Source organism: Ulvibacterium sp., assembly GCF_965228935.1.
Classification (GTDB): domain Bacteria; phylum Bacteroidota; class Bacteroidia; order Flavobacteriales; family Flavobacteriaceae; genus Ulvibacterium.
The window spans coordinates 5,451,902-5,470,952 of record NZ_OZ245846.1; the positions used below are offsets into that span (position 1 = coordinate 5,451,902).

The 19,051-nt window shown below is 42.7% G+C and carries 20 protein-coding genes; 7 read left to right on the plus strand and 13 right to left on the minus strand.

All coding sequences use genetic code 11. The annotated features are described in order from the left end of the window. Positions 1-24: 24 nt before the first annotated feature. Positions 25-2,415 carry a TonB-dependent receptor domain-containing protein gene (locus ACO06Y_RS23070; RefSeq protein WP_422081422.1) on the minus strand — a complete coding sequence of 797 codons (2,391 nt, stop codon included), beginning with the start codon at positions 2,413-2,415 and terminating at the stop codon, positions 25-27. Positions 2,416-2,626: 211 nt separating this feature from the next. Between ACO06Y_RS23070 and ACO06Y_RS23075 the strand changes: the two genes are divergently transcribed. From ACO06Y_RS23075 to ACO06Y_RS23090, 4 genes are all read left to right on the plus strand, one after another. Continuing rightward, positions 2,627-3,634: a sensor histidine kinase gene (locus ACO06Y_RS23075; protein WP_422081423.1), complete on the plus strand. Its 1,008-nt coding sequence runs from the start codon at positions 2,627-2,629 to the stop codon at positions 3,632-3,634. After that, a complete protein-coding gene (locus tag ACO06Y_RS23080) occupies positions 3,631-4,332 on the plus strand; it encodes a LytR/AlgR family response regulator transcription factor (RefSeq protein WP_422081424.1) in 702 nt (233 codons plus the stop codon). The genes ACO06Y_RS23075 and ACO06Y_RS23080 overlap by 4 nt, the downstream gene beginning before the upstream one ends. A 475-nt stretch (positions 4,333-4,807) precedes the next feature. Further along, entirely contained in the window at positions 4,808-5,689 is an 882-nt protein-coding gene (locus tag ACO06Y_RS23085) for an MBL fold metallo-hydrolase (protein ID WP_422081425.1), read from the plus strand. A gap of 14 nt (positions 5,690-5,703) precedes the next feature. Continuing rightward, the gene (locus ACO06Y_RS23090) at positions 5,704-6,588 is read left to right on the plus strand and encodes a dienelactone hydrolase family protein (RefSeq protein WP_422081426.1); all 885 of its coding nucleotides are present in this window, start codon (positions 5,704-5,706) and stop codon (positions 6,586-6,588) included. 42 nt (positions 6,589-6,630) lie between these two features. On the opposite strand, the gene ACO06Y_RS23095 is transcribed toward ACO06Y_RS23090, so the two are convergent. Beyond that, positions 6,631-7,473 (minus strand): DNA alkylation repair protein, encoded by an 843-nt coding sequence (locus ACO06Y_RS23095; RefSeq protein WP_422081427.1) that lies wholly within the window; start codon positions 7,471-7,473, stop codon positions 6,631-6,633. Between the two features lie 185 nt (positions 7,474-7,658). On the opposite strand from ACO06Y_RS23095, the gene ACO06Y_RS23100 reads away from it, so the two are divergent. Next, complete coding sequence (locus ACO06Y_RS23100; RefSeq protein WP_422081428.1) at positions 7,659-8,636, plus strand: M28 family peptidase; 978 nt, start codon at positions 7,659-7,661, stop codon at positions 8,634-8,636. Between the two features lie 2 nt (positions 8,637-8,638). Here ACO06Y_RS23100 and ACO06Y_RS23105 read toward each other — a convergent pair whose 3' ends face one another. The 7 genes from ACO06Y_RS23105 to ACO06Y_RS23135 form a co-directional block, all read right to left on the minus strand. Further along, on the minus strand, positions 8,639-9,118 hold the full coding sequence (locus ACO06Y_RS23105) for a nuclear transport factor 2 family protein (protein WP_422081429.1): 480 nt from the start codon (positions 9,116-9,118) through the stop codon (positions 8,639-8,641). Between the two features lie 177 nt (positions 9,119-9,295). Next, on the minus strand, positions 9,296-9,754 hold the full coding sequence (locus tag ACO06Y_RS23110; RefSeq protein WP_422081430.1) for a hypothetical protein: 459 nt from the start codon (positions 9,752-9,754) through the stop codon (positions 9,296-9,298). 71 nt (positions 9,755-9,825) lie between these two features. After that, a complete protein-coding gene (locus tag ACO06Y_RS23115; RefSeq protein WP_422081431.1) occupies positions 9,826-10,296 on the minus strand; it encodes a Crp/Fnr family transcriptional regulator in 471 nt (156 codons plus the stop codon). A gap of 155 nt (positions 10,297-10,451) precedes the next feature. Continuing rightward, positions 10,452-10,760 (minus strand): hypothetical protein, encoded by a 309-nt coding sequence (locus ACO06Y_RS23120; RefSeq protein WP_422081432.1) that lies wholly within the window; start codon positions 10,758-10,760, stop codon positions 10,452-10,454. Between the two features lie 115 nt (positions 10,761-10,875). Next, a complete protein-coding gene (locus ACO06Y_RS23125; protein ID WP_422081433.1) occupies positions 10,876-11,646 on the minus strand; it encodes a helix-turn-helix transcriptional regulator in 771 nt (256 codons plus the stop codon). A 29-nt stretch (positions 11,647-11,675) separates the two neighbouring features. Next, entirely contained in the window at positions 11,676-12,062 is a 387-nt protein-coding gene (locus ACO06Y_RS23130) for a DUF4345 domain-containing protein (RefSeq protein WP_422081434.1), read from the minus strand. 69 nt (positions 12,063-12,131) lie between these two features. Further along, entirely contained in the window at positions 12,132-12,833 is a 702-nt protein-coding gene (locus ACO06Y_RS23135; RefSeq protein ID WP_422081435.1) for a helix-turn-helix transcriptional regulator, read from the minus strand. A 273-nt stretch (positions 12,834-13,106) separates the two neighbouring features. Here ACO06Y_RS23135 and ACO06Y_RS23140 point away from each other — a divergent pair, with 273 nt between their 5' ends. Continuing rightward, positions 13,107-13,646 carry a VOC family protein gene (locus ACO06Y_RS23140; protein WP_422081436.1) on the plus strand — a complete coding sequence of 180 codons (540 nt, stop codon included), beginning with the start codon at positions 13,107-13,109 and terminating at the stop codon, positions 13,644-13,646. A gap of 369 nt (positions 13,647-14,015) precedes the next feature. Here the strand turns inward: ACO06Y_RS23140 and ACO06Y_RS23145 are convergent, their stop codons facing one another. The 4 genes from ACO06Y_RS23145 to ACO06Y_RS23160 form a co-directional block, all read right to left on the minus strand. Then, positions 14,016-14,468, minus strand: coding sequence for a nuclear transport factor 2 family protein (locus ACO06Y_RS23145; protein WP_422081437.1), 453 nt, complete (start codon positions 14,466-14,468; stop codon positions 14,016-14,018). Positions 14,469-14,499: 31 nt separating this feature from the next. Continuing rightward, positions 14,500-15,159, minus strand: a complete 660-nt coding sequence (locus ACO06Y_RS23150; protein ID WP_422081438.1) for an NAD(P)H-binding protein — start codon at positions 15,157-15,159, stop codon at positions 14,500-14,502. Between the two features lie 385 nt (positions 15,160-15,544). After that, complete coding sequence (locus tag ACO06Y_RS23155; protein ID WP_422081439.1) at positions 15,545-17,032, minus strand: ArnT family glycosyltransferase; 1,488 nt, start codon at positions 17,030-17,032, stop codon at positions 15,545-15,547. A 109-nt stretch (positions 17,033-17,141) separates the two neighbouring features. Next, positions 17,142-17,588 (minus strand): hypothetical protein, encoded by a 447-nt coding sequence (locus ACO06Y_RS23160; protein ID WP_422081440.1) that lies wholly within the window; start codon positions 17,586-17,588, stop codon positions 17,142-17,144. A gap of 337 nt (positions 17,589-17,925) precedes the next feature. On the opposite strand from ACO06Y_RS23160, the gene ACO06Y_RS23165 reads away from it, so the two are divergent. Further along, a complete protein-coding gene (locus ACO06Y_RS23165; RefSeq protein WP_422081441.1) occupies positions 17,926-19,011 on the plus strand; it encodes an endonuclease/exonuclease/phosphatase family protein in 1,086 nt (361 codons plus the stop codon). Positions 19,012-19,051 lie beyond the last annotated feature (40 nt).

The window sequence follows — 19,051 nt, forward strand, 5'->3', positions numbered from 1 at the left end:
AAGTGTATTCGGCCGCAAACTGGATTAAAATCTTCGTCTTGCCCCGGTAAACTCCATGGCCTCCCCTTTTCCAAAACCATAACTAAATCCAAAGGCCACAAAAGTACCCCTAAGGCTTCGGCTATAGATGAAAAAATCTTCCTGACTTATCTCGTTTTCCCGTATTCTGGAGGCAAAGGCATCACGTACGCTCAAATTCAACACGCCCTTTCCCTTGAACAGTTTTTTGCGTACGCCAAGGTCTAAAAAGGCCATTTCACTTATTCTGCCTTGAACCGTCTCAAAACTTGATCGATAGTTTCCAGTCGCCTCCAAATCAATATCCGCGGGGAGCTTCACCTTGGTCATCAGTTTGGAGGACCACTGATTTGCGCTAAAATCGAAGGTCGTGCCATCAAAAAAGCCATCGCGGGCAAACTGGCTATAGTTAAAGTCCGCATTGAGGGTAAGCCAATTGGCCGGGCTATATTTGGTATTGAACTCGATTCCCGTGGTCCTATTGGTACCGATATTTTCCGGCCGTACCGTATTCACATTGTTTTCGAAAAAGGATACCCTTTCAATAACGTCAGTGGTGTACCGATGATAGACCCCAAGATTCATGGAAGTCTTACCGATAAAGAAAATACTGGTCAACTCGTAGGAGTCGGTAAACTCCGGCATTAACTCCGGGTTACCTTGGCGAATATTGAAATTGTTACGGATATTGAAAAAAGGGTTTAAATCCCAAAGCCGTGGTCGATAAATACGTTTGGAGTACCCGGCCTGCAGGGATATTTTTTCGGAAAATTTATAGGAGGTATGTACACTGGGAAATAGGTTGGTATAATTCTGGTCATTGATTTCATTGGTATTGATCAGTATGGTGTTCAAATCGGTCTGCTCCAAGCGCAAACCGCCCTTTATCCCCCATTTTTCCCCTTCATAGGCCCCCGTACCATAAAGCCCTAAAACCCTTTGATCAAACTCGAAAACATTGGTAAGACCGGGATCGTTTATAAATTCGCCCCCGATCAAATTATTGACCTCAAAATCATTGTTTACGTCGTTAAGGACATATTGTGTTCCGGTCTCCATCGTCCATTTTTTGGAAATTGGCAGCGTATAATCCAACTTAAAGGTGAAAACGGATTCCTTAAAATCGGTTCGGGTCCGTTGCGCATTATCATTGTTCTCCCCGGAAATCGTGGTATCCAGAAAATCCGAGGACTGATCCTTTCCAAAGAAATTCCCCAATGCGCTGAACAGCAATGTGTGGTCCTCATCCCCCTTAAAATCCTTTTTATACTGTAGTTCGTACTGGAATTTTGGATTGGTGGCCTCCGTGGTCTCGTTGCGTTCCCACTGGGAGGTAATTTCATTCGAGGCATCCAAGGATGCAAAATTGGTGGTAGAGGGTTGATCTTCAAGTTCCAGGGCAAAATTGCCCGAAAGTGTTATTACGTCATTGGGACTCAGGTAATAATCGGTTCCCAACACAAAATTGTAGTAGTTTTCATTCCTGAATTCCGTACCGGTAGTCAGAATGGTCGTATTGTTTACCAAATCCACATTCCTATTATCGATGTCGCTCGGTAAATCGCGGAATCCTACCCCTATCTGACTGAACAGATTAAACTTCTCCGTCCTTCGATTTAAGCTTATCCCCACACTGTTGTTTTCGGGGGCACCGGCATTTACGGAAACCGAACCGTTAAGCCCTTTTCTTTCCTCTTTTTTGATGACGATATTTATGATTCCCGACGTTCCTTCCGCGTCATATTTGGCAGATGGATTGGTAATGACCTCCACCCTATCGATCATATCCGCGGTGATGGTACCCAAGGTATTCCCTTCCTCGCTAGCGATAATGGAAGGCTTTCCGTTGATGAGCACCTGTACCCCCGCACTTCCCCTTAGGCTTATCTGGCCTTCGATACTCACATTTACTGAGGGAACATTGTTCAAAACGTCCAAGGCACTTGCCCCGGTACTGCTCAAATCCTTCCCTACATTAAAAACGCGCTTGTCCAGCTTAAATTCCGTTACGGATTCCTCTCCCCGGACGACTACTTCGTTTAGTTGTTCGGCATCCTCGGAAAGTGCAACGGTGCCCAGATCAATGGTCTTGCTTCTTGCCTCGGGCTGCCCAAAGGTTTTGGTCTGGAAACCCAGGAAACTGATTTCAATGTAAAAATTATCCGCGTCCGTTTCCAGGGCAAAACTTCCATCGTCCAAAGTTGTTGTGCCGCTAATGGGTTTTTTGGTCTCATTGTCAGCAATCATTACAGTAGCAAAGGCTATCGGTGTTCCATTTATTTGTTCCACTACCTTGCCTTTTACGGTGATGGATCGGGTGTTTTGGGCAGAAATTGTGCCCATAGCCATGAACAAGCTGCAAAGGAAAAAAGTAATCTGTTTTGTTTTTAAACGCATAGGGCATTCCGATTATACTCTCAAAGATGGAATTCCTAAGGAAAAACTGAAAACAAAATCCTCCAAACGACATGGATATGGCCCCAATCGACAATTATCCAAAAAAATCCTGTAGTGTTGTTGTTCAGGGGAGAAAGAACGTCGTTTGGAATACATCTTTTTATGGGTTACCTTTTATACTTTAGTTTAGGCTATTCAAATTTCCATTCTTGTGATTTCAAGAAAAGAGCTCTTTTTTCAGATTGTACTGCACATCTCGGTGCTGCTTTTCTATTCCTTTGACAGGAACAATCCAGGTATTGATGGATTCCAAATATGGTCTTTTTTGAGCTATGCCCTGGCCGCCGCCTTTATTACCTATTATTTAATGCCCCGATTCCTGTACCGAAAAAAACAGTGGGCCTTCTTCGGATTGGTGGCCCTGGTCATTTTTGTGGTGATTTTAATCGAGGAATTGATATTGGAACAAATATTCTTTGCCGGTACACGTAGGGCCAGGATCTTCCCAGGTATTTATTTTGCCCTGTTCGATGTATTGCCGATTATTGTAATTCTATCCGGATTCAAGTTTGGGTGGGATGCCCTTCAAAAACAGCGACAGATCGATGAACTCACCAGTACCATCCAGGAAAGCGAGCTTCAGTTTTTGCGCTCCCAAATCAATCCCCATTTTTTGTTCAACAACCTGAACAATCTCTATTCGCACGCCTTGGAAAATTCGGCCAAGACCCCGGAAATAATTCTTGAGCTTAGCGGAGTGCTCCGGTATATGCTGTACGAATGCAAGGAGAAGTTTGTTCCCTTGGCCAAGGAAATAGAACAGCTCCATAATTTCGTAAAGCTGAACAAACTGCAAATCGAAGAACGGGGAGAGGTCAATTTCAACACCCAAAATATCGCTTCGGACTACAAAATAGCACCCCTGATTTTAATCGTTTTTATTGAAAATGCCTTTAAACATAGTCAGTCCGGACAGTCCAGTAACATTACCATCGATATTGATCTGCGGTTGGAGGGCGACACATTGCACTTCTATTGCAAGAATAATTTTGAGGCATCGGAAGCTTTGGATACCGTGGCCAAGGGTATTGGCCTGGAGAATGTAAAAAAACGTTTGCAATTGCTATATCCCAATAAGCATCGACTGGACATTGACCGGAAAAAGGGAAATTTTGAAGTGCATTTGGAGCTACAATTGGAAAAAACGAAAGCACCATGAATTGTATCATCATAGAAGATCAGCCACCGGCCCAACGGATTTTGAAAAAATTCATCGCCGATGTGGGTACCCTGACCTTAAAAGAGGTGTTTCCCGATGCAATTTCGGCCATGGAATTTTTGAAGAACGAAAAGGTGGACATTATGTTCCTGGATATTCACCTTCCCAAAATTTCCGGAATCGAATTTTTAAAGACCTTGCCCAATCCGCCCCATGTGATATTGACTACGGCCTTTCCGGATTATGCCTTGGAGGGCTATGACCTTAATGTGGTGGACTACCTATTAAAGCCTTTCTCCTTTCAACGCTTCCTACAGGCCATTTCCAAAGTACCCCGTACGGCCCAAATAGAGGGGCAGGGCAAAATGGCCATGGAAAACAAGTTGAAAAAGGAAATCTATATAAAATCGGGACACGAGCACATAAAGATTCGGATAAGCGATATTATCCATATCCAATCTGATGCGGATTACACCGAAATACATACCCATAAGGGGAAACTGCTCTCCAATGAACCTCTTCGGCATTGGCTGCATGAGTTGGAGGGCCATCATTTTTTTAGGATCCACAAATCGTTTATCTTAAATACAGAAAAAATCGAGCGGATTTCTGGGAATTTGGTCTATCTGGTAAATCAAAATAAGATTCCGATAGGAAGGGCGTACAAGGAAGAGTTTATGAAAAGTCTGCTCAAATAATGGTGTGGAATCATACTGAAAATCATAGTTATGGATTAAAAACCTTTAATGAACAATGAAATTTGCCGAGGATTGGGTTATTGAGTTTTACGTTATTATGGCGGAGCGCAACAATAACTTAGTAACTCGGTAACCCTTGAAAATCGAAATATTTATGGAAACTGAAAGTCTTGCACTTAACTTTCGCACCCGCCTGTTACGGTCCAGCTTTCAACTGGCGATTGCGACAAATGAGGTTCGCCTTGGCGGATTTGCCTTTGAATTTAGAGCTTGCTTTGTAACATAATTTGCCATGGCCCGACCAAAAACAACACTAAAAATTATGAAATGAAACGAACATGAATTTTTTTAATCAAAAACTACAAGTAATGGAAGGATTAAAATAAATTCATGAGAGAACGAGTGCAGCGAGTGGTTGCATGGGTTCTTAAATTTTTAAATAACTTATTTACAGGTAGTTAAAAATTTTAAACACATGAAAAAACTGATATACGTATTTCTGGGGCTTTTCTCTTTTAATGGCATCGCGCAAAACGATACGGACGATGTGACGATTACATCGGAGAAACTTACGGACAATATCCATGTGCTCTATGGCCGGGGCGGAAACATAGGTTTGGCCATAGGTGATACCTATGCCTATCTTATCGATGATCAATTTGGGGCCTTGACCAAAAAAATCCTTTCAAAGGTTAAACAAATCACGGATAAGCCCGTCAAATTTGTGCTGAATACCCACTGGCATGGGGATCATACCGGAGGTAATGAAAACCTGGGAAATTCAGGGGCCATAATTATTGCCCATGACAATGTGCGCAAACGTATGTCCAAAAGGCAGGAGAGAAGTGGAGGCCGGACCACCTCGTCCTCACCATATGCCGCATTGCCCCAGATTACCTTTAATGATGAGTTTACCATACACTTGGATAGCTTAAACTCCCTGCACCTCATGCATGTCAACAACTCCCATACCGATGGGGACTCTTATATGTACTTTCCCCAAAGTAATGTCATTCACATGGGCGATAACTTGACCGACGGCTATCCGTTTATTGACATCAATTCCAATGGGGACATTGATGGTTTTGTCAAAAATTTGAATATGGCCCTTTTTATTGTGGACGAGGATACTCAAATAATTCCTGGTCACGGCAAGGTTATGGGTCGAAAAGATTTGGTAGCCTATCGTGATATGCTGGCTACTTTGCGTATGCGCGTCAAAAAGGCGAAAAATGATGGAAAAACCATAGCTGAAGCCCAGAATATGGGGCTTTCATCAGAATGGGATACTACCCATGGCCAAGGATTTATCAATTCGGATAGAATCATCGAATCCATTTACAAAACAGTGGACTGATCAAAAACTGTATTATGAAAACACTGAAAAAAGAAGACATCGAACAGGAAGTATTTAACTTGTATGACGACTATGCCCATAATAAAATCCAACGTCGGGAATTCATTGAAAAATTGGGGCTTTATGCCGTAGGGGGCATCACCGTTGGCGCATTGATGAGCTTTTTGATGCCGAATTATGTAGATACCTTGCTGGTCAAAAAAGATGATCCCAGATTGGATTCGGATTATATTACCTATACTTCGTCCCAAGGAGGTGGAGCAATCAAAGGGCTGCTTTCCAAACCGAAGGATACCCAGGGAAAGTTGGGAGGAATCGTCGTAGTCCATGAAAACCGGGGGTTGAATCCCTATATTGAGGATACAGCACGAAGGGCGGCCCTAGATGGGTTCATTACCTTGGCACCCGATGCCTTGACCCCATTGGGCGGGTATCCCGGCAATGATGATGAAGGGAGGGCCCTGCAACGAAAAAGGGACCGTAACAAAATGTTGGAAGATTTCATCGCCGCATATCATTATTTAAAGTCACACAGAGATTGTAGCGGAAAAATCGGGGTGGTCGGCTTTTGCTTTGGAGGCTGGATTTCCAATATGATGGCCGTAAAAGTATCCGACTTGGCCGCGGCCGTTCCTTTTTATGGGGGACAACCCAAGGAGGATATCGACCAAATCAATGCGCCCCTCATGCTTCAGTTTGCCGGATTGGATACCCGGGTGAACGAAGGTTGGCCGGCCTATGAAAAAGCCTTGAAAGCCCATGGCAAGAAATATACGGCATATATGTATCCAGACGTAAACCACGGTTTTCACAATACCAGCACGCCACGGTACGATAAGGAGGCCGCGGAACTGGCCTGGCAAAGAACCATGGACTTTTTTAAGGAGAAGTTGAACTGACCAAAGCGTATCAAAGTTTTGATGCCCATAATCTAGGTTCCCTTATTTTGCCCTTGTCCGGAGTTCCAGGGCCTTCTCCACATTTTTTTTGGCAGGATGCCTCAAGGCATGACGAATGACCCATTTCAATTCCTTGGAAGCATCCTTAAGCCAACTTTCGCATAATTGCAAGGCCAAATCCAGATGGTCCTTCGCTATATCCCCCACATGGTTCGCCACGCTTCGTCTTACATAGAGGCTCCCATCATTTTTTAATTGTTCCAATATCGGTAATGAGGGACTCGGATCCTTTACCAATACACTGATTTTTTGCGCCCAGGGCAATCTAGGCCTAGTTCCTTCCGAACACAGTCTACGTACATGCGGATCTGGATCGTTCATCCAATCATATAAAACGGAAAACGTCCTATCCGGTTGGTCGATGATAAAAGTGCGGATCGAAAATTCCGAGGAGAATCGCTTTGTCAGTTCATATTGTGCCTTCATGGAAATAGCAAAGGGATCTTCATGGTTATTATAACTTTTGTCCAGGCCGTATTGTTCCACAAAACTTACATGGGGCAAATAAAACATTACGGATAGACCCAGGTTTTCCGTATCCTGCAAGGGTGGGGTAAGCGATGCCAACAGTACGGCTATCGCCTCCGAATAGGTATTGGGCAAATATTTTCGTAACACCTCCGCTATTTTTAAACCGCGCTCCTTAAGGGAAAGGGGCTCTATGTGGGACAGTGCTTCCTTAACAAAGGATCGCTCGTTAAAATCTTTGTGGACCAACTTCAAATTGCTTCCCAGCTGTGTAATCGCCGGTTCGTCCAGAACAAGCTTTAAGGGTACTCCTTTCTGAATGGAATTTGGAGCTTCCGGTAATCTTAATTGGGTCATACTTTTTTATTAGGTTGAACAGAAGGATTTACAGTTGGTCTCTTGGGCATGCACCGCAATGACCGTACAAGTTACAATATACCTCTCTATGCCAACAACCATCGACTGCTATTTTAAATTTTTTTCATCCGGATGAAACGAAAGGAAAAAATCAGACTCCCTAAAGGGAACCTTAACGTATTCTTATGATGAATTTAAACCAAAGAATTTACTGGAATTCAGTACTTCTGCTTTTACCATTTGTACTTCATACACAGTCCAAGGACAATATTAAGACTCATACGGAATTTCTCGCTTCGGATAAACTTGAGGGTCGGGGAACCGGTAGTCGGGGAATCCGCCTTGCGGCTAACTATATATCCGAGCAGTTCAAGTCGGTCGGGCTTCGGCAAATAGATGGTGATTCATTTTACCAAAAATTTCTATTTCCCGGGGAATCGGAAATGGAATCCAACGTCGTAGGGTTTATCGAGGCCGGTACCCCAAGCAAAAAATCAATGGTGTTTATGGCGCATTATGACGGCCTCGGCATACAGAGGGAAGAAGGCCAAACGGATACGATCTACAACGGGGCACGGGACAATGCCGTTGGGGTCGCCGCATTGCTGGAACTGGCCCGGTTATTCAAGAATGCCGATGCCCCTAGGCATAACTTGGTTTTTGTGGCGACCGCAGGTGAGGAATTTGGCCTTCATGGAAGCCAATTTTATGTGAACCATCCCATTTTCCCCAATGAGGACACCATCATTTGCTTGAACATCGATGGGTTTAATGTTTCCGGACCGCGGGAGGATTATTTTGTTTTTCCCAGACAGGGCGTCGATTTTATCGATGAGATTGAAACCTTACTTACACCCTTGGGGTTGCATTACATCAGTCCGGATTGGGTGGATGATCTGAATACAAATTTTGATACGGCATCGTTCCTGGCAAAGGGAATTCCGGCATTGACACTTTGGACGGGAAATCGCCTAAAGGGTGGCAAAATTGCGGAACCCTTGGATTTGGGAGGGATACATACCCCTAAGGATGAAATCAACGATAATTGGAATTGGGACGGTGTTGAGGACCATCTTAGGCTATATAAGCGTATTGCCGATTATTTTCTTGAGCATCCCAATGGGATTAGCGTTACCGATCCCACCTTGTTTATGAAGCAATGATTTCATTCTTCTACGATGGGAGAACTATGGGTAGCTATGGCCTTGATTTTCCCATCCTTTTTTTGATATACATCGGTAAAGCGAAGTCTCAATTTTGTGGTGTCCCCACCGGAGTTTCCGACGATCACCATCCTTTCCGAACCTCTGATTACCGCAACATTGCCATACAGGCGAACATCCAAGCCTTCGTAGACGATGTCTTGAAATGTATAGTCGGCATTGGCAAATTCCGTAATGGTAGCGTCCTTATCCGACACGGTACCATCCGAGGAACCGGAGTACACCCAGGATTCATCAAGAATCTCCCGTAAAGGTGCTGCGTCACCGGCCAGATAGGCATCCGTCCATTGATGTAACAAATTCAAGGCTTCCTCTTCCGTTATTTTGTCCGCAACTTTTTTTGGTGTTTCACTTGGTTTTTCGGCGTTCCTACAGGAACCGGCCATAATTACTAGGGACATGCAAACTATTACTTTCTTCATATATACTGTATTTTCGAGCGGTTACAGCCCAATCCTGAAATTGCTGCCAGTTGTTTTTCGAATGATAGGGGTGGAATTTGACCGTTGTACTTTTCCATCAGGAAAAGATACTAAAAAAGCGCAAACCCAATGGCCCGCGTTGTTAACACTATTATCCGATACCTTGTATGCCGATTTTTATTCCGACCTATCTAGTTTTCTGTTTTTAAAGTAGGCATAAAAGCTAGTGATAATGGCCAGTGAAGAGACCAGGGTCATAACCGTTCCCGGAAAGAATTTTACATAGTTACCTAAATCCATAAAAAGGAAATAACCCAAATCGGCCAACCCCCCTGTGATCGCGGCTAAGAAAATAGCATTTTTGTTTCCCTTCCAAATATAAAAAGCGGATAAAAGGGTCACCAATCCAATCCAAAACAGGTTGAACCCATGTTGCCCTATAATTGCTCCGGCAGCTTTTGGATAATCCATTTGTAATGTGTTTGGATCAACGGCATCGGCAATTCCGGCAATCGAGGCCGAAATATCATCGGTCAATACACCTTTCATGGTCATTACACCGGCAAGAATATGGACCAGCCCCCATACAATCCATAGTATAGAGGAAACCTGAAGTAAAACGGACATGCTTTTCATAGGAGTATGTTTTAAACTCAAATATCCTAGATCCCATGGGGTTACGCATTAATGTAGATTAAGAAAGAAGGTCACGATTTGCGCATCCTTTCCGACTTTACTTTACTAAGTGCCTCAGGGGTAATCCCCAGATAAGAAGCTATCATTCGTTGTGGAATTCTTTGTGTAATTTCAGGATATGTTTCGATAAAATCCTGATAGCGTTCTATGGCGGAAGAGCTCATTAACATGAGTATCCTTTTTTGAAGGACCCATAATCTTTTTATCAAAGGGCCAACATTTTGACCTTCACTTTTTATGTCCTTGTTTCGGACGATAATCCTAGAATCTTCCAGCGCATCTATATATAAACTTGTTTGCAATTCGGGAGGAATATTGTCCGCGATAACCCAACCTTCCGGAGCGAACATAAAAATGTGTTCTTTTCCTTTTTTATCGATGGTATAACTTCGTAACAAACCCGACTCCACTACATAGATTTTGCTATTAAATTCTCCAGCCTTCTGTAGAATCTCCCCTTTTTTTACCGCTATCCGATGCATTGGTTCGAGATATGAAAAGTGTTCAACGGCCTTGTGTATTAGCGGTAGGAGAGGGTATCCTACGTTGTTTGTGGTTACAATATACTTTAATTATACAAAAAACGGCTTGGGAAAACTCCCAAACCGTTAGTACTTCAGCTCTGTTTAGTGCCCGGTTAATCGGTACTATTAAAAACTTCAAAGTGTTGGAAAACCATTTCCCTTTCATCGATCGTACTAAAAATCTCCACCAGATCCTTGTTTTTCATTGCTTTTTCCGAAGCTGCCTTGGCAGAGGCCATGTCTGTCCAGAGTACAATGTCCAGGAACCTTCCGTCCTCGGCCAAGGAAGTTTTTCTAGAGATAAATCCGGGTTGATCCCTTACAAAATCATTGAGCCTCGTAAAGGATTTCTTTGCCGTTGCGGTGCTTATGCCTTCCTTGGATTTCCATAACACCATTTCTAAAACCTTAGCGTGTTCCATTTTACTTTTTTTGTGTCTGACCGGCTGTAACCATAAGCCGTCAAAACTGTTAAACCTGTAATCATTTTTTCTCATAGGTTAAAAGTAAAGTGGGTCGGTGACAGCCCTATGTCAACTATACCTGGAAACGTCCAAAATAATTTTGCCAGCTGAATTTCAGGTTTGGTTCAAAAGTCCCGGAAGTCACCGTTAACCGATGGATTCTATCCAATCTAAATTCCCTGAATTCCTCCCGAAGTCGGCAATGGGCGATGACAATCCATAGGTTATTGGTAAAATAGACGGCCTGAGGTTCGATCTTACGATCGGTCAACTCTTCCTTATAAATAGATCGGTAGGTGATATGGAGTACTTTTTTGTTGGAAATGGCCTTTTGTATTTCGGACAGCCCATTACTTTCAACAACCTCGCCCTTTACAAAACTAAGGGTACGGTCTGCCAGGAATTCGAGATGGTCCTTCTGAAAGTTTCTAAGGGTCGATTTTATCTTGGTCAATACCGAATCATAGTTTTTGGATAACGATCTATCCCCCTGCCTCCGGATGAACTCTTCGGAAACGATCAAGGCGTTCGCCTCTTCCTCGGTCAACGAGACCGGGGGTAGTCGATACCCATCGACCAAAAAATAACCGACCCCATTTTCCGAACCAATGGGCACACCCGCATCCTGTAGCGTTCTGATGTCCCTGTAAACCGTTCGCAGACTGATCTCGAACCGTCCGGCGATTTCCTTTGCGGTAACGATTCTCTTTGACTGCAATTGAATTAAAATTGCCGTTATTCTTGTAAGCCTGTTCATAATGCCTTGATCAAATCGTAATGTGTATAGGTTGTGCTTTTCCGGTACACCTTGGTAGCCGTTGCCATCGTTCCATACCAAACGCAAATCAGCAATTGTGGGGTCGCTTCAAATTTCTAGACTAAGGTGTTTACTAGACCAAAAACATTAGCCGTGCCTAGAACCATTTCAAACCGGATGCCTTGGATAATTTTTTTATTTGGTTTGCCGTCAATCGCCATACCGATACACCTCCCCAATGCAAATCCAAGAAAAATCAGTGCTGCGACCGTAAATGAAGTAAAGGTCAAACCTGGTATAATGGTTCCTAACAAAATAATGATTCCTCCGCCGAGCATTACGGAGCTTACGCCTCGCATTTCGTTTAAAAGGTTGACATCGTTTTGTAGTGTAATTCCAGAATTTTCCAAATAGGTCTTTATGGGGTTGCTTAACCGCATTGCACCTACAAAGAGCAACATAAGACTTGATACCGACAGGATAATGATTTTTACAATTTCCATTTGTACTGTTTTTAAGATTGTTTCACGGCAAACATAAAATGGAGTTGTGACAGGGATGTGTCAGGGGTATTACTGATTTTTTATGTATTTCTCAAAATACTCCTGTATCGTCATATCATATGGACTAAACGTTTGGTTTTCTACCACAAGTTTCTTGATATAATCTATTCTGAAGTGTCGAAAATCGTTACGTAACCGACAAAAGGCAATTAATAGAAAATCTCCGTTAATGCTATAGATGGCAAATGGCTCAATGCTTCTAGTGGTCCGCCTATCCTCGGAGGAAAGATAATCGATGGTCAAGACTTTGTATTGGGTAATGGCCGATTGTATCTGCATTAGGTTATTGCTCGACTTCTTTACATGCTGATGCCCTCCAAAGTAGATTCTACCAGCCAACAAATCCGCATTTCCCTTTTGGGAATACCTCAAAATAGCTTTTATTTTTTCGATTGCACTGGAAACATTTTCGCTCAACGATCGATCTTTGTTGTGAATGGCCAATTGCTCCACGGTAATCAGGGCATTGGCCTCATCCTCGGTAAATAGAACCGGCGGAAGATGGTACCCCTCCATAATGGAATATCCCTTACCTTCTTCCGTTACAATGGGTATTCCCGATTTTTCAAGGGTACGGATATCCCTGTAGATCGTCCGTATACTTACGTTGTGCTTTTCGGCCAGGTATTTTGCGGTAATAAGCCTTTTGGATTGCAACTGCGTAATAATGGCGGTTAACCTTGAAAGTCTGGGTTTTTCCTTTTCTTTCATTTTTTTGTTTGGTCTGCCTGTGCCAACCTACGAATGAATTATAATATAACCAAGATAATCGATATTCCATCCTTTTAAAAGGAAGCCCTCCAAAAATCCCTTTCGGCACGTAGATACGACCCATATCGTATTGAGAATTTAAACTTTACATGGATTGTCAAGTTTTTGTCTAGTCCGTTGGCACTTATTTGGCCCATACGATGCCGGAGCGCAACTTTTTTTTCATAAGTTGTATGGTACTGTTGATTAACCTCTTTATAAAAGACATTTAGTATGAAAATTAATATGGGTAAGGATAAAAAAGAAAACACCCCTGGGCCGAACCTCGTTTGGAGATGTTGCCTCTCCATAATGTTCGTCCTCGCAGTCACGGGCTTCAGTTCCGCCCAGAGTGTGGATTCACCGGTCGCAGATGAAAGGGCCAGGGTCACAGGCTTGAGATATATCAGCGTACACGTGCTAGAACTCGAAAAAACCCTTAAGCTGTATCGTGAGATTCTCGGTTTTAAATTGTCCGACGCCGAAGTCCTTCACGGCCCGGGACTTGAAGGGATGCTGGTCATGAAACTAAGGGCGTATGACTTGACCATTGGCCTATCGGTTACCGCTCCGGAATTTCAGCACACTATTGGGCCGGTCGGGAATACCAATCACAACCACTTTATGCTTAAGGTCAATGACATCGGTCCGATCGGGGACAGGTTGAAAGCAGAGGGGTATGCGTTGGAAAATGAAAACTATGTCCGGGATAAATACACATTCTTTACCGGGCCAAACGGGGAGATTATCGGGCTTTCCTCATGGGAGGAATAATGTCAACTGAACTCATCTCTTTGCGAGTTGCGAAAGTCGACCTGCCCTAACCCAAAGTACACTTGGAAGGGCTTTCCAGGTGGCAGATTAGTAGGAAGGTATGGGAGTCCAGGCGAGAATTTTTAAGGGGTACGTTTTCGTAGAATGTTAGGCTGTATTTTTCCGAGTGCAAGGCTCCCCCAAGCCCATTCCAATAGGCCATATTAAAATACTTTAACCAAGTAGAACCAAGATAAAGTTGTAGCAACCACATCACTACTTCTAGGGTCGGAGGTCTTAGTCCATATGCATCTTGGCTTTTTTAATTAGGCCAACGGCTAGACCTTAAGATACGCTTTGGCGTTATCTTTCACCAGGTTTTAATGTTCTTTAGTGATCACTGGAATCGTTGAATTGCCACAATACATTGATCAGTTGCCATTTGCCATTTAGTTTTACGATGTGCATGTAATCGATCCAATCATCAGCTATGAGCTTTACCGAAGCAGTTTTATCATAAATATCCAATATGATGACCTCTTTTTTGGGATTCTCCGGAAACCCGTCCCCATTCTTGTTATAGGTCTCCGCAAGTAAGATCATAGCATCCGTAAACGTTTCCCGTAAATACTCCTTCCCGGTTTTCTTATCCGTCCAAAATGTTCTTTTGACCATCCTGGGGTGAGCGGCCCGTTCAAATTGTTCGGGCTTCACGTTGTGTTGGGACTCGATATAATCCAACGCTACTTGTCTAATCGCCAGGGAGTCCTTTTGGGTCTGTCCGTGAATAGAAAAAGTAATGGATAAAAAAACGGCTATGGTGAGGATGCTAGATGATTTCATTTTCGATTTCATTTTTGATGTTGTCCCGATTTTAAGCTTTAATGTGCCCGTATTTCAATATATCTTGATTTTCCAAAATTTCCTTGTCCGCACCATTAAGTCCCACATGGAACATGGCGTTCGCCAACTCTGTTGATGTAATGCTATAGCGCTTGCCAAAGATCTTAAGCAAGGGATATAAAACCCTAAGTATCCTATATCCAAAATTCGGTTCCTTTCTTTGTTGCACCGGGTAAATGTATGCTGGTCTAAAGCTATAAAATCCGAGGTTTAAATCGGAGATTTGGTTTTCGGCCATTCCTTTGTAACGTGCAAAGGAAGTTTTGCTCTTTTCGGTCCTGTCCGCTCCTGCACCGCTTAATAAACATAGCGTCGCCTCAGAACTGTTTTTCTCCAAGGCCTTGGCAAATTCAACCGCATAATTCACCGTGATTTTTTTAAACAACCCATCGGAAACTTGTCCCGTGTATGCGCCAAGACAGAAAAAAGCGACCTTTATACCCTTAAACAAGTCATTGTGATTACTGTAGTCCTCAAAATCCTGGACTACTACTTCAGTGAGTTTGGTATGCCTTTGTCCGGTCGGTTTTCGAACCAGGCTTATTACCTCGGTGATCTTCGGCTCGTTTAAGCAATGGATCAAAACCAAGCTTCCTATCATTCCTGTACTTCCTGTAATGATGATTTTCATATATTATCTGGATTATAAGGTTTACGGACGATCGCTACGCCTGTAGAAGTTGCTTTCCCCTAACCGACCAAAATTCCACCAATAGCGACGGATACTTCCAACAAATCCACTCGCAAACGGTTCTTGCCACAATAAAATTAAACAAACCCATTAATTCATGCACGCCGGGGAGTAAACGGATACATACGAAAGCAATACCCCAAAAACTATTTTTGCCTTGTTTATCCATTTACTTAGATCGTAACCTAGGGTCCCGGCCATAAATAGTGGTGGACTTCCGCTCCCTTCAATTCTCCATTGGGTACCGGCCCTTGTCCTATAATTATACACCTAATTTATTGCCTATACCCCTATTATTGATACACAATCTTACCTGCTGGCTTTTTTAATCGAATATGTGTTCTTCATAATCTTGCCACCATTTCTGAATGTTAATTTTCGGTTTCCTACAAATGTAAAGGGGAATTCCGTTTTCTTCTCCTATCGCATATCGGTGAGTGATTGTTTTCACCAACTCGATTTCTTCAAAAACATACGCAACGGACTCTTTTTCATTCCCAAGACTTATCCAGACATCGGCATCCTTGTTTCCATAACCCCAAGTCCAAAAGCTTCCGTGCCTACTTATCGGATTGGGCAAGTCGTATTTTTTGCCCAATATTTTGAGTGCACCGGCCTCTCCGTAATTTTCCGCCCATAAAACACAATTGCCTTTTTCTTTGGGACTCAATGATCGATAAACACTATCGACCAATTTTACCTGTTCATCCCAGCCGAACATATCGGCATAATCCCCGGTTAATTCTATTCGTCCTTTTTTTTCCTCTATTTGGGAATATTCGACAAATTTTTCAATGGGAAGAATAGGCGTGAGCCTGGGAATGAAATAAACGGACGGAACTAAGGTTACCGCTGCTATGGCATAGACCCAAATCGGTTTTTTATAGAGTAAGGATTCCAGTTTCACCGAGCCGCTGGCAAAAAGGACCGGGTAAATCGCAAATACGTAATATGCTTTGGAATTGAGTAGCCACATAGTGGAAAAGATGACTATTGATGCGATTCCGATCGTTCTGTATTTTTTTAAGGCTTTGTCGGTCATCAGGGCAACCAAACCAAAAATACTTATGGTCAGCGTAAATGGAAAGTTTAATTGCTCCAGGCCAAACTCCATTGGATTTATCCCGTTAAGTTGATTGGCATTTAGAGCTTGTAAATGTTTTAAAAGTGGAAAATTGTTTTGTGCTTGCCAAATAATATTGGGCAAGAAGATGAGTAATGCTATCAGTACCGAAATGTAAAGCCATTTATTCCTAAACAGTTTTCCCTTTTGATAGAAAAACAAACCAACAAATACTCCAAAAGCCCAAACTAGAATGGTGTATTTGTTCATTAGTCCCAAACCAAAGGTAACTCCCAAAAGAATCAGAAATTTTTTGTTCTGTGAGTTCATAAATCTGATGAGGAAATAAAACCCAAGCGTCCAGAACAGCTGATCGAAGGCAACAGGCTGAAATAAAGTGTGATTTCTATAAAAAGGAAGGAACGCCAGGATACAAATTCCAGAAAGGAAAATGGCCCTGGATTTTCCACCAAGTTCTTTCGCAATTAAACAACATAGTATCAAAATTCCAACGCCGGCAAGGGTTGGAAAAAGTCTTACCCCCAAAAGGGAATAGTCAAAAAACAAATACGATATTTTTCCAAGCAAAGCGATAAATGGCGGAAACTCCATAAACCCCCAATCTAGATGCTCACTGACCGATAAATGAAGTAATTCGTCTCGATGGAATCCATAATTCCGATTTCCAAACCATTGAATCATTAGCTTTACAATGGACAAAATCAGGATTGTTGGTAAATACTTTTTCATTGGGCCTTTAAGCTTATGGGTAACGGTCGAGGTTATCAATGGTAACGGATTTCTGCGCTTAACTTTCAGTTTAGTGCCGACCTTTGTTTTTTCTATGGTCTTATTCGGTCTATGACTCGCAGACTTCCCTAAAATATTGCAACGCCCTTGGCCAAGTTGTATCGAACATTTCTTGAAATACTTTATCAACCGTCATAACGATTTCAAGTTTTGTGATTTGGTCATTCTCTTTTTTAAAAAAGTATTCCTCCAAGGAACCAATCCACTTTTCCATCGTTTTATCCGTCAGTTCAACTTCATTATTATCCTGATCTACCATGGCAATATGTTTGGCCCTTATATAGGCATTGGGCTTGAACTCTTCAAAAACTACTTTTGTACCGCCTTGGCTATTATCAAAGTAAGATAGGAATCCACCTTTCTTCCATTCCCCCTCATAAGTCATTCCGTCGCCCCAAGCTTTCGCCCAGTCTGGATATACAGACTTATCCGTAATCTTGTTGAACACAAAGTCCTGTGGTTTGTTAATGACGATATCGTATGCTAATTTTTTCATGTTTTGATCGATTTTTTAAACGAACGCCAACTTGTTGTATCAGCCCCAATTTACGCTTTTATACTAGGGTAGAATGAGGCTATTGGGACATTTTGGAGTTTTAACGGTTTGGTTGATTCAAGGTAAGGGGCATTTCCTGCTATGTCCTAAAAGCTACCATTTATACATAAAATACGTAAAACCCTACAATACAACATCGATTATTTACTATAATTCCTACTTTTATTGTAAAATTTGACAGATATAGCAATTTAGTAAAGACTACTTTACCCTTAAGCTAAATTTCTTTAATGTATTTGTGATACTGATTGAATACCAATCCTTAAAATAGTTCGATATGCCCGATTTAAATTTTGCTTGGTGGAATCTTCAAAATTTCTTCGACACGGATGACGATTCCATTTCCAATGACTTTAGTTTTACCCCAGAAAATGGATGGACCGATGAAGTGTTCCAGATAAAAAAAGCCAATCTCGCCACGGGTATGAACTTACTTTGGCCCAATGAGGGTATAGACCTTCTGGCCGTCTGTGAAATAGAAAAAGACGCCCTATTGGAGGACTTATTGGAAGAGGCAGGTATGAACCATTTGGAGGTGGTGCTGGACGAATCGGGTACCAGTGACCTACGTGGCATCGATGTCGCCATGGCTTTTAATCCCAATAAACTTACCGTGGTTTCCAAAACGTCCCATCTGGTACATTTGCGCTATCGTACCCGGGATATTTTCGAGGTCGTTTTTCGAATTAATGCGACTGGGGAGGAATTTGTAGTCATAGCGGCACATTGGCCTTCCAGGAGTCGCGGGCAATACGAGTCCGAACCCTTACGAATCGCGGTAGCGGAACATATCGCGTACCTGGTGGAGGACCACGTTAAAGTGCAACCCGGGGAATATGAAGACTTACGCACTGCAGTCGATCTCGCTTCAGTTCAGGCGAAATGGGAGAGCAAGGTAATCGTAGTAGGGGATTTCAACGATGAGCCATTTGACCGCAGTCTTATTAAACACTTAAGGGCTTCCCGTGATCTGGACAAGGTTAAGGGAGGCACCAATGACATCGATAAATTCGAGGAAACTTCCAAATACAGACAACAGGATGTCTTCCTATATAATATAAGTACCAGGCTTATGAACAAATCCCCCTTGGGCAATACGGGAACCTATTTTTTAAGTGGCCTTAGGGATGGTACTACCTTTACCAATCGCTACCAAATGTTGGATCAATTGGTCGTTAGCAGGGGACTGCTTTCCGGAAATGGTCTGGAAGCGGATCTGGATAGCTTTGATATCATTGATGATCCCATATTGGCCACGGCAAGTGGAAGACCGCGCCCATTTCGGTATAAATCCGAAAACCCGAATTTTCAGCCCAATGGATTTTCGGATCATCTCCCGTTAAAAATAAAACTTTCCTATTAGGGGCATAGTGCATTATCGCCACAATCTTTTGGTGTGTCCC

What these genes read in the sequence shown, in the direction of transcription:
- ACO06Y_RS23070 (WP_422081422.1), bottom strand. Translation starts at nt 2,415, where the DNA reads ATGCGTTTAAAAACAAAACAGATTACTTTTTTCCTTTGCAGCTTGTTC.
- ACO06Y_RS23080 (WP_422081424.1), top strand. Translation starts at nt 3,631, where the DNA reads ATGAATTGTATCATCATAGAAGATCAGCCACCGGCCCAACGGATTTTG.
- ACO06Y_RS23085 (WP_422081425.1), top strand. Translation starts at nt 4,808, where the DNA reads ATGAAAAAACTGATATACGTATTTCTGGGGCTTTTCTCTTTTAATGGC.
- ACO06Y_RS23090 (WP_422081426.1), top strand. Translation starts at nt 5,704, where the DNA reads ATGAAAACACTGAAAAAAGAAGACATCGAACAGGAAGTATTTAACTTG.
- ACO06Y_RS23095 (WP_422081427.1), bottom strand. Translation starts at nt 7,473, where the DNA reads ATGACCCAATTAAGATTACCGGAAGCTCCAAATTCCATTCAGAAAGGA.
- ACO06Y_RS23100 (WP_422081428.1), top strand. Translation starts at nt 7,659, where the DNA reads ATGATGAATTTAAACCAAAGAATTTACTGGAATTCAGTACTTCTGCTT.
- ACO06Y_RS23105 (WP_422081429.1), bottom strand. Translation starts at nt 9,118, where the DNA reads ATGAAGAAAGTAATAGTTTGCATGTCCCTAGTAATTATGGCCGGTTCC.
- ACO06Y_RS23110 (WP_422081430.1), bottom strand. Translation starts at nt 9,754, where the DNA reads ATGAAAAGCATGTCCGTTTTACTTCAGGTTTCCTCTATACTATGGATT.
- ACO06Y_RS23115 (WP_422081431.1), bottom strand. Translation starts at nt 10,296, where the DNA reads ATGCATCGGATAGCGGTAAAAAAAGGGGAGATTCTACAGAAGGCTGGA.
- ACO06Y_RS23120 (WP_422081432.1), bottom strand. Translation starts at nt 10,760, where the DNA reads ATGGAACACGCTAAGGTTTTAGAAATGGTGTTATGGAAATCCAAGGAA.
- ACO06Y_RS23130 (WP_422081434.1), bottom strand. Translation starts at nt 12,062, where the DNA reads ATGGAAATTGTAAAAATCATTATCCTGTCGGTATCAAGTCTTATGTTG.
- ACO06Y_RS23135 (WP_422081435.1), bottom strand. Translation starts at nt 12,833, where the DNA reads ATGAAAGAAAAGGAAAAACCCAGACTTTCAAGGTTAACCGCCATTATT.
- ACO06Y_RS23140 (WP_422081436.1), top strand. Translation starts at nt 13,107, where the DNA reads ATGAAAATTAATATGGGTAAGGATAAAAAAGAAAACACCCCTGGGCCG.
- ACO06Y_RS23145 (WP_422081437.1), bottom strand. Translation starts at nt 14,468, where the DNA reads ATGAAATCATCTAGCATCCTCACCATAGCCGTTTTTTTATCCATTACT.
- ACO06Y_RS23150 (WP_422081438.1), bottom strand. Translation starts at nt 15,159, where the DNA reads ATGAAAATCATCATTACAGGAAGTACAGGAATGATAGGAAGCTTGGTT.
- ACO06Y_RS23155 (WP_422081439.1), bottom strand. Translation starts at nt 17,032, where the DNA reads ATGAAAAAGTATTTACCAACAATCCTGATTTTGTCCATTGTAAAGCTA.
- ACO06Y_RS23160 (WP_422081440.1), bottom strand. Translation starts at nt 17,588, where the DNA reads ATGAAAAAATTAGCATACGATATCGTCATTAACAAACCACAGGACTTT.
- ACO06Y_RS23165 (WP_422081441.1), top strand. Translation starts at nt 17,926, where the DNA reads ATGCCCGATTTAAATTTTGCTTGGTGGAATCTTCAAAATTTCTTCGAC.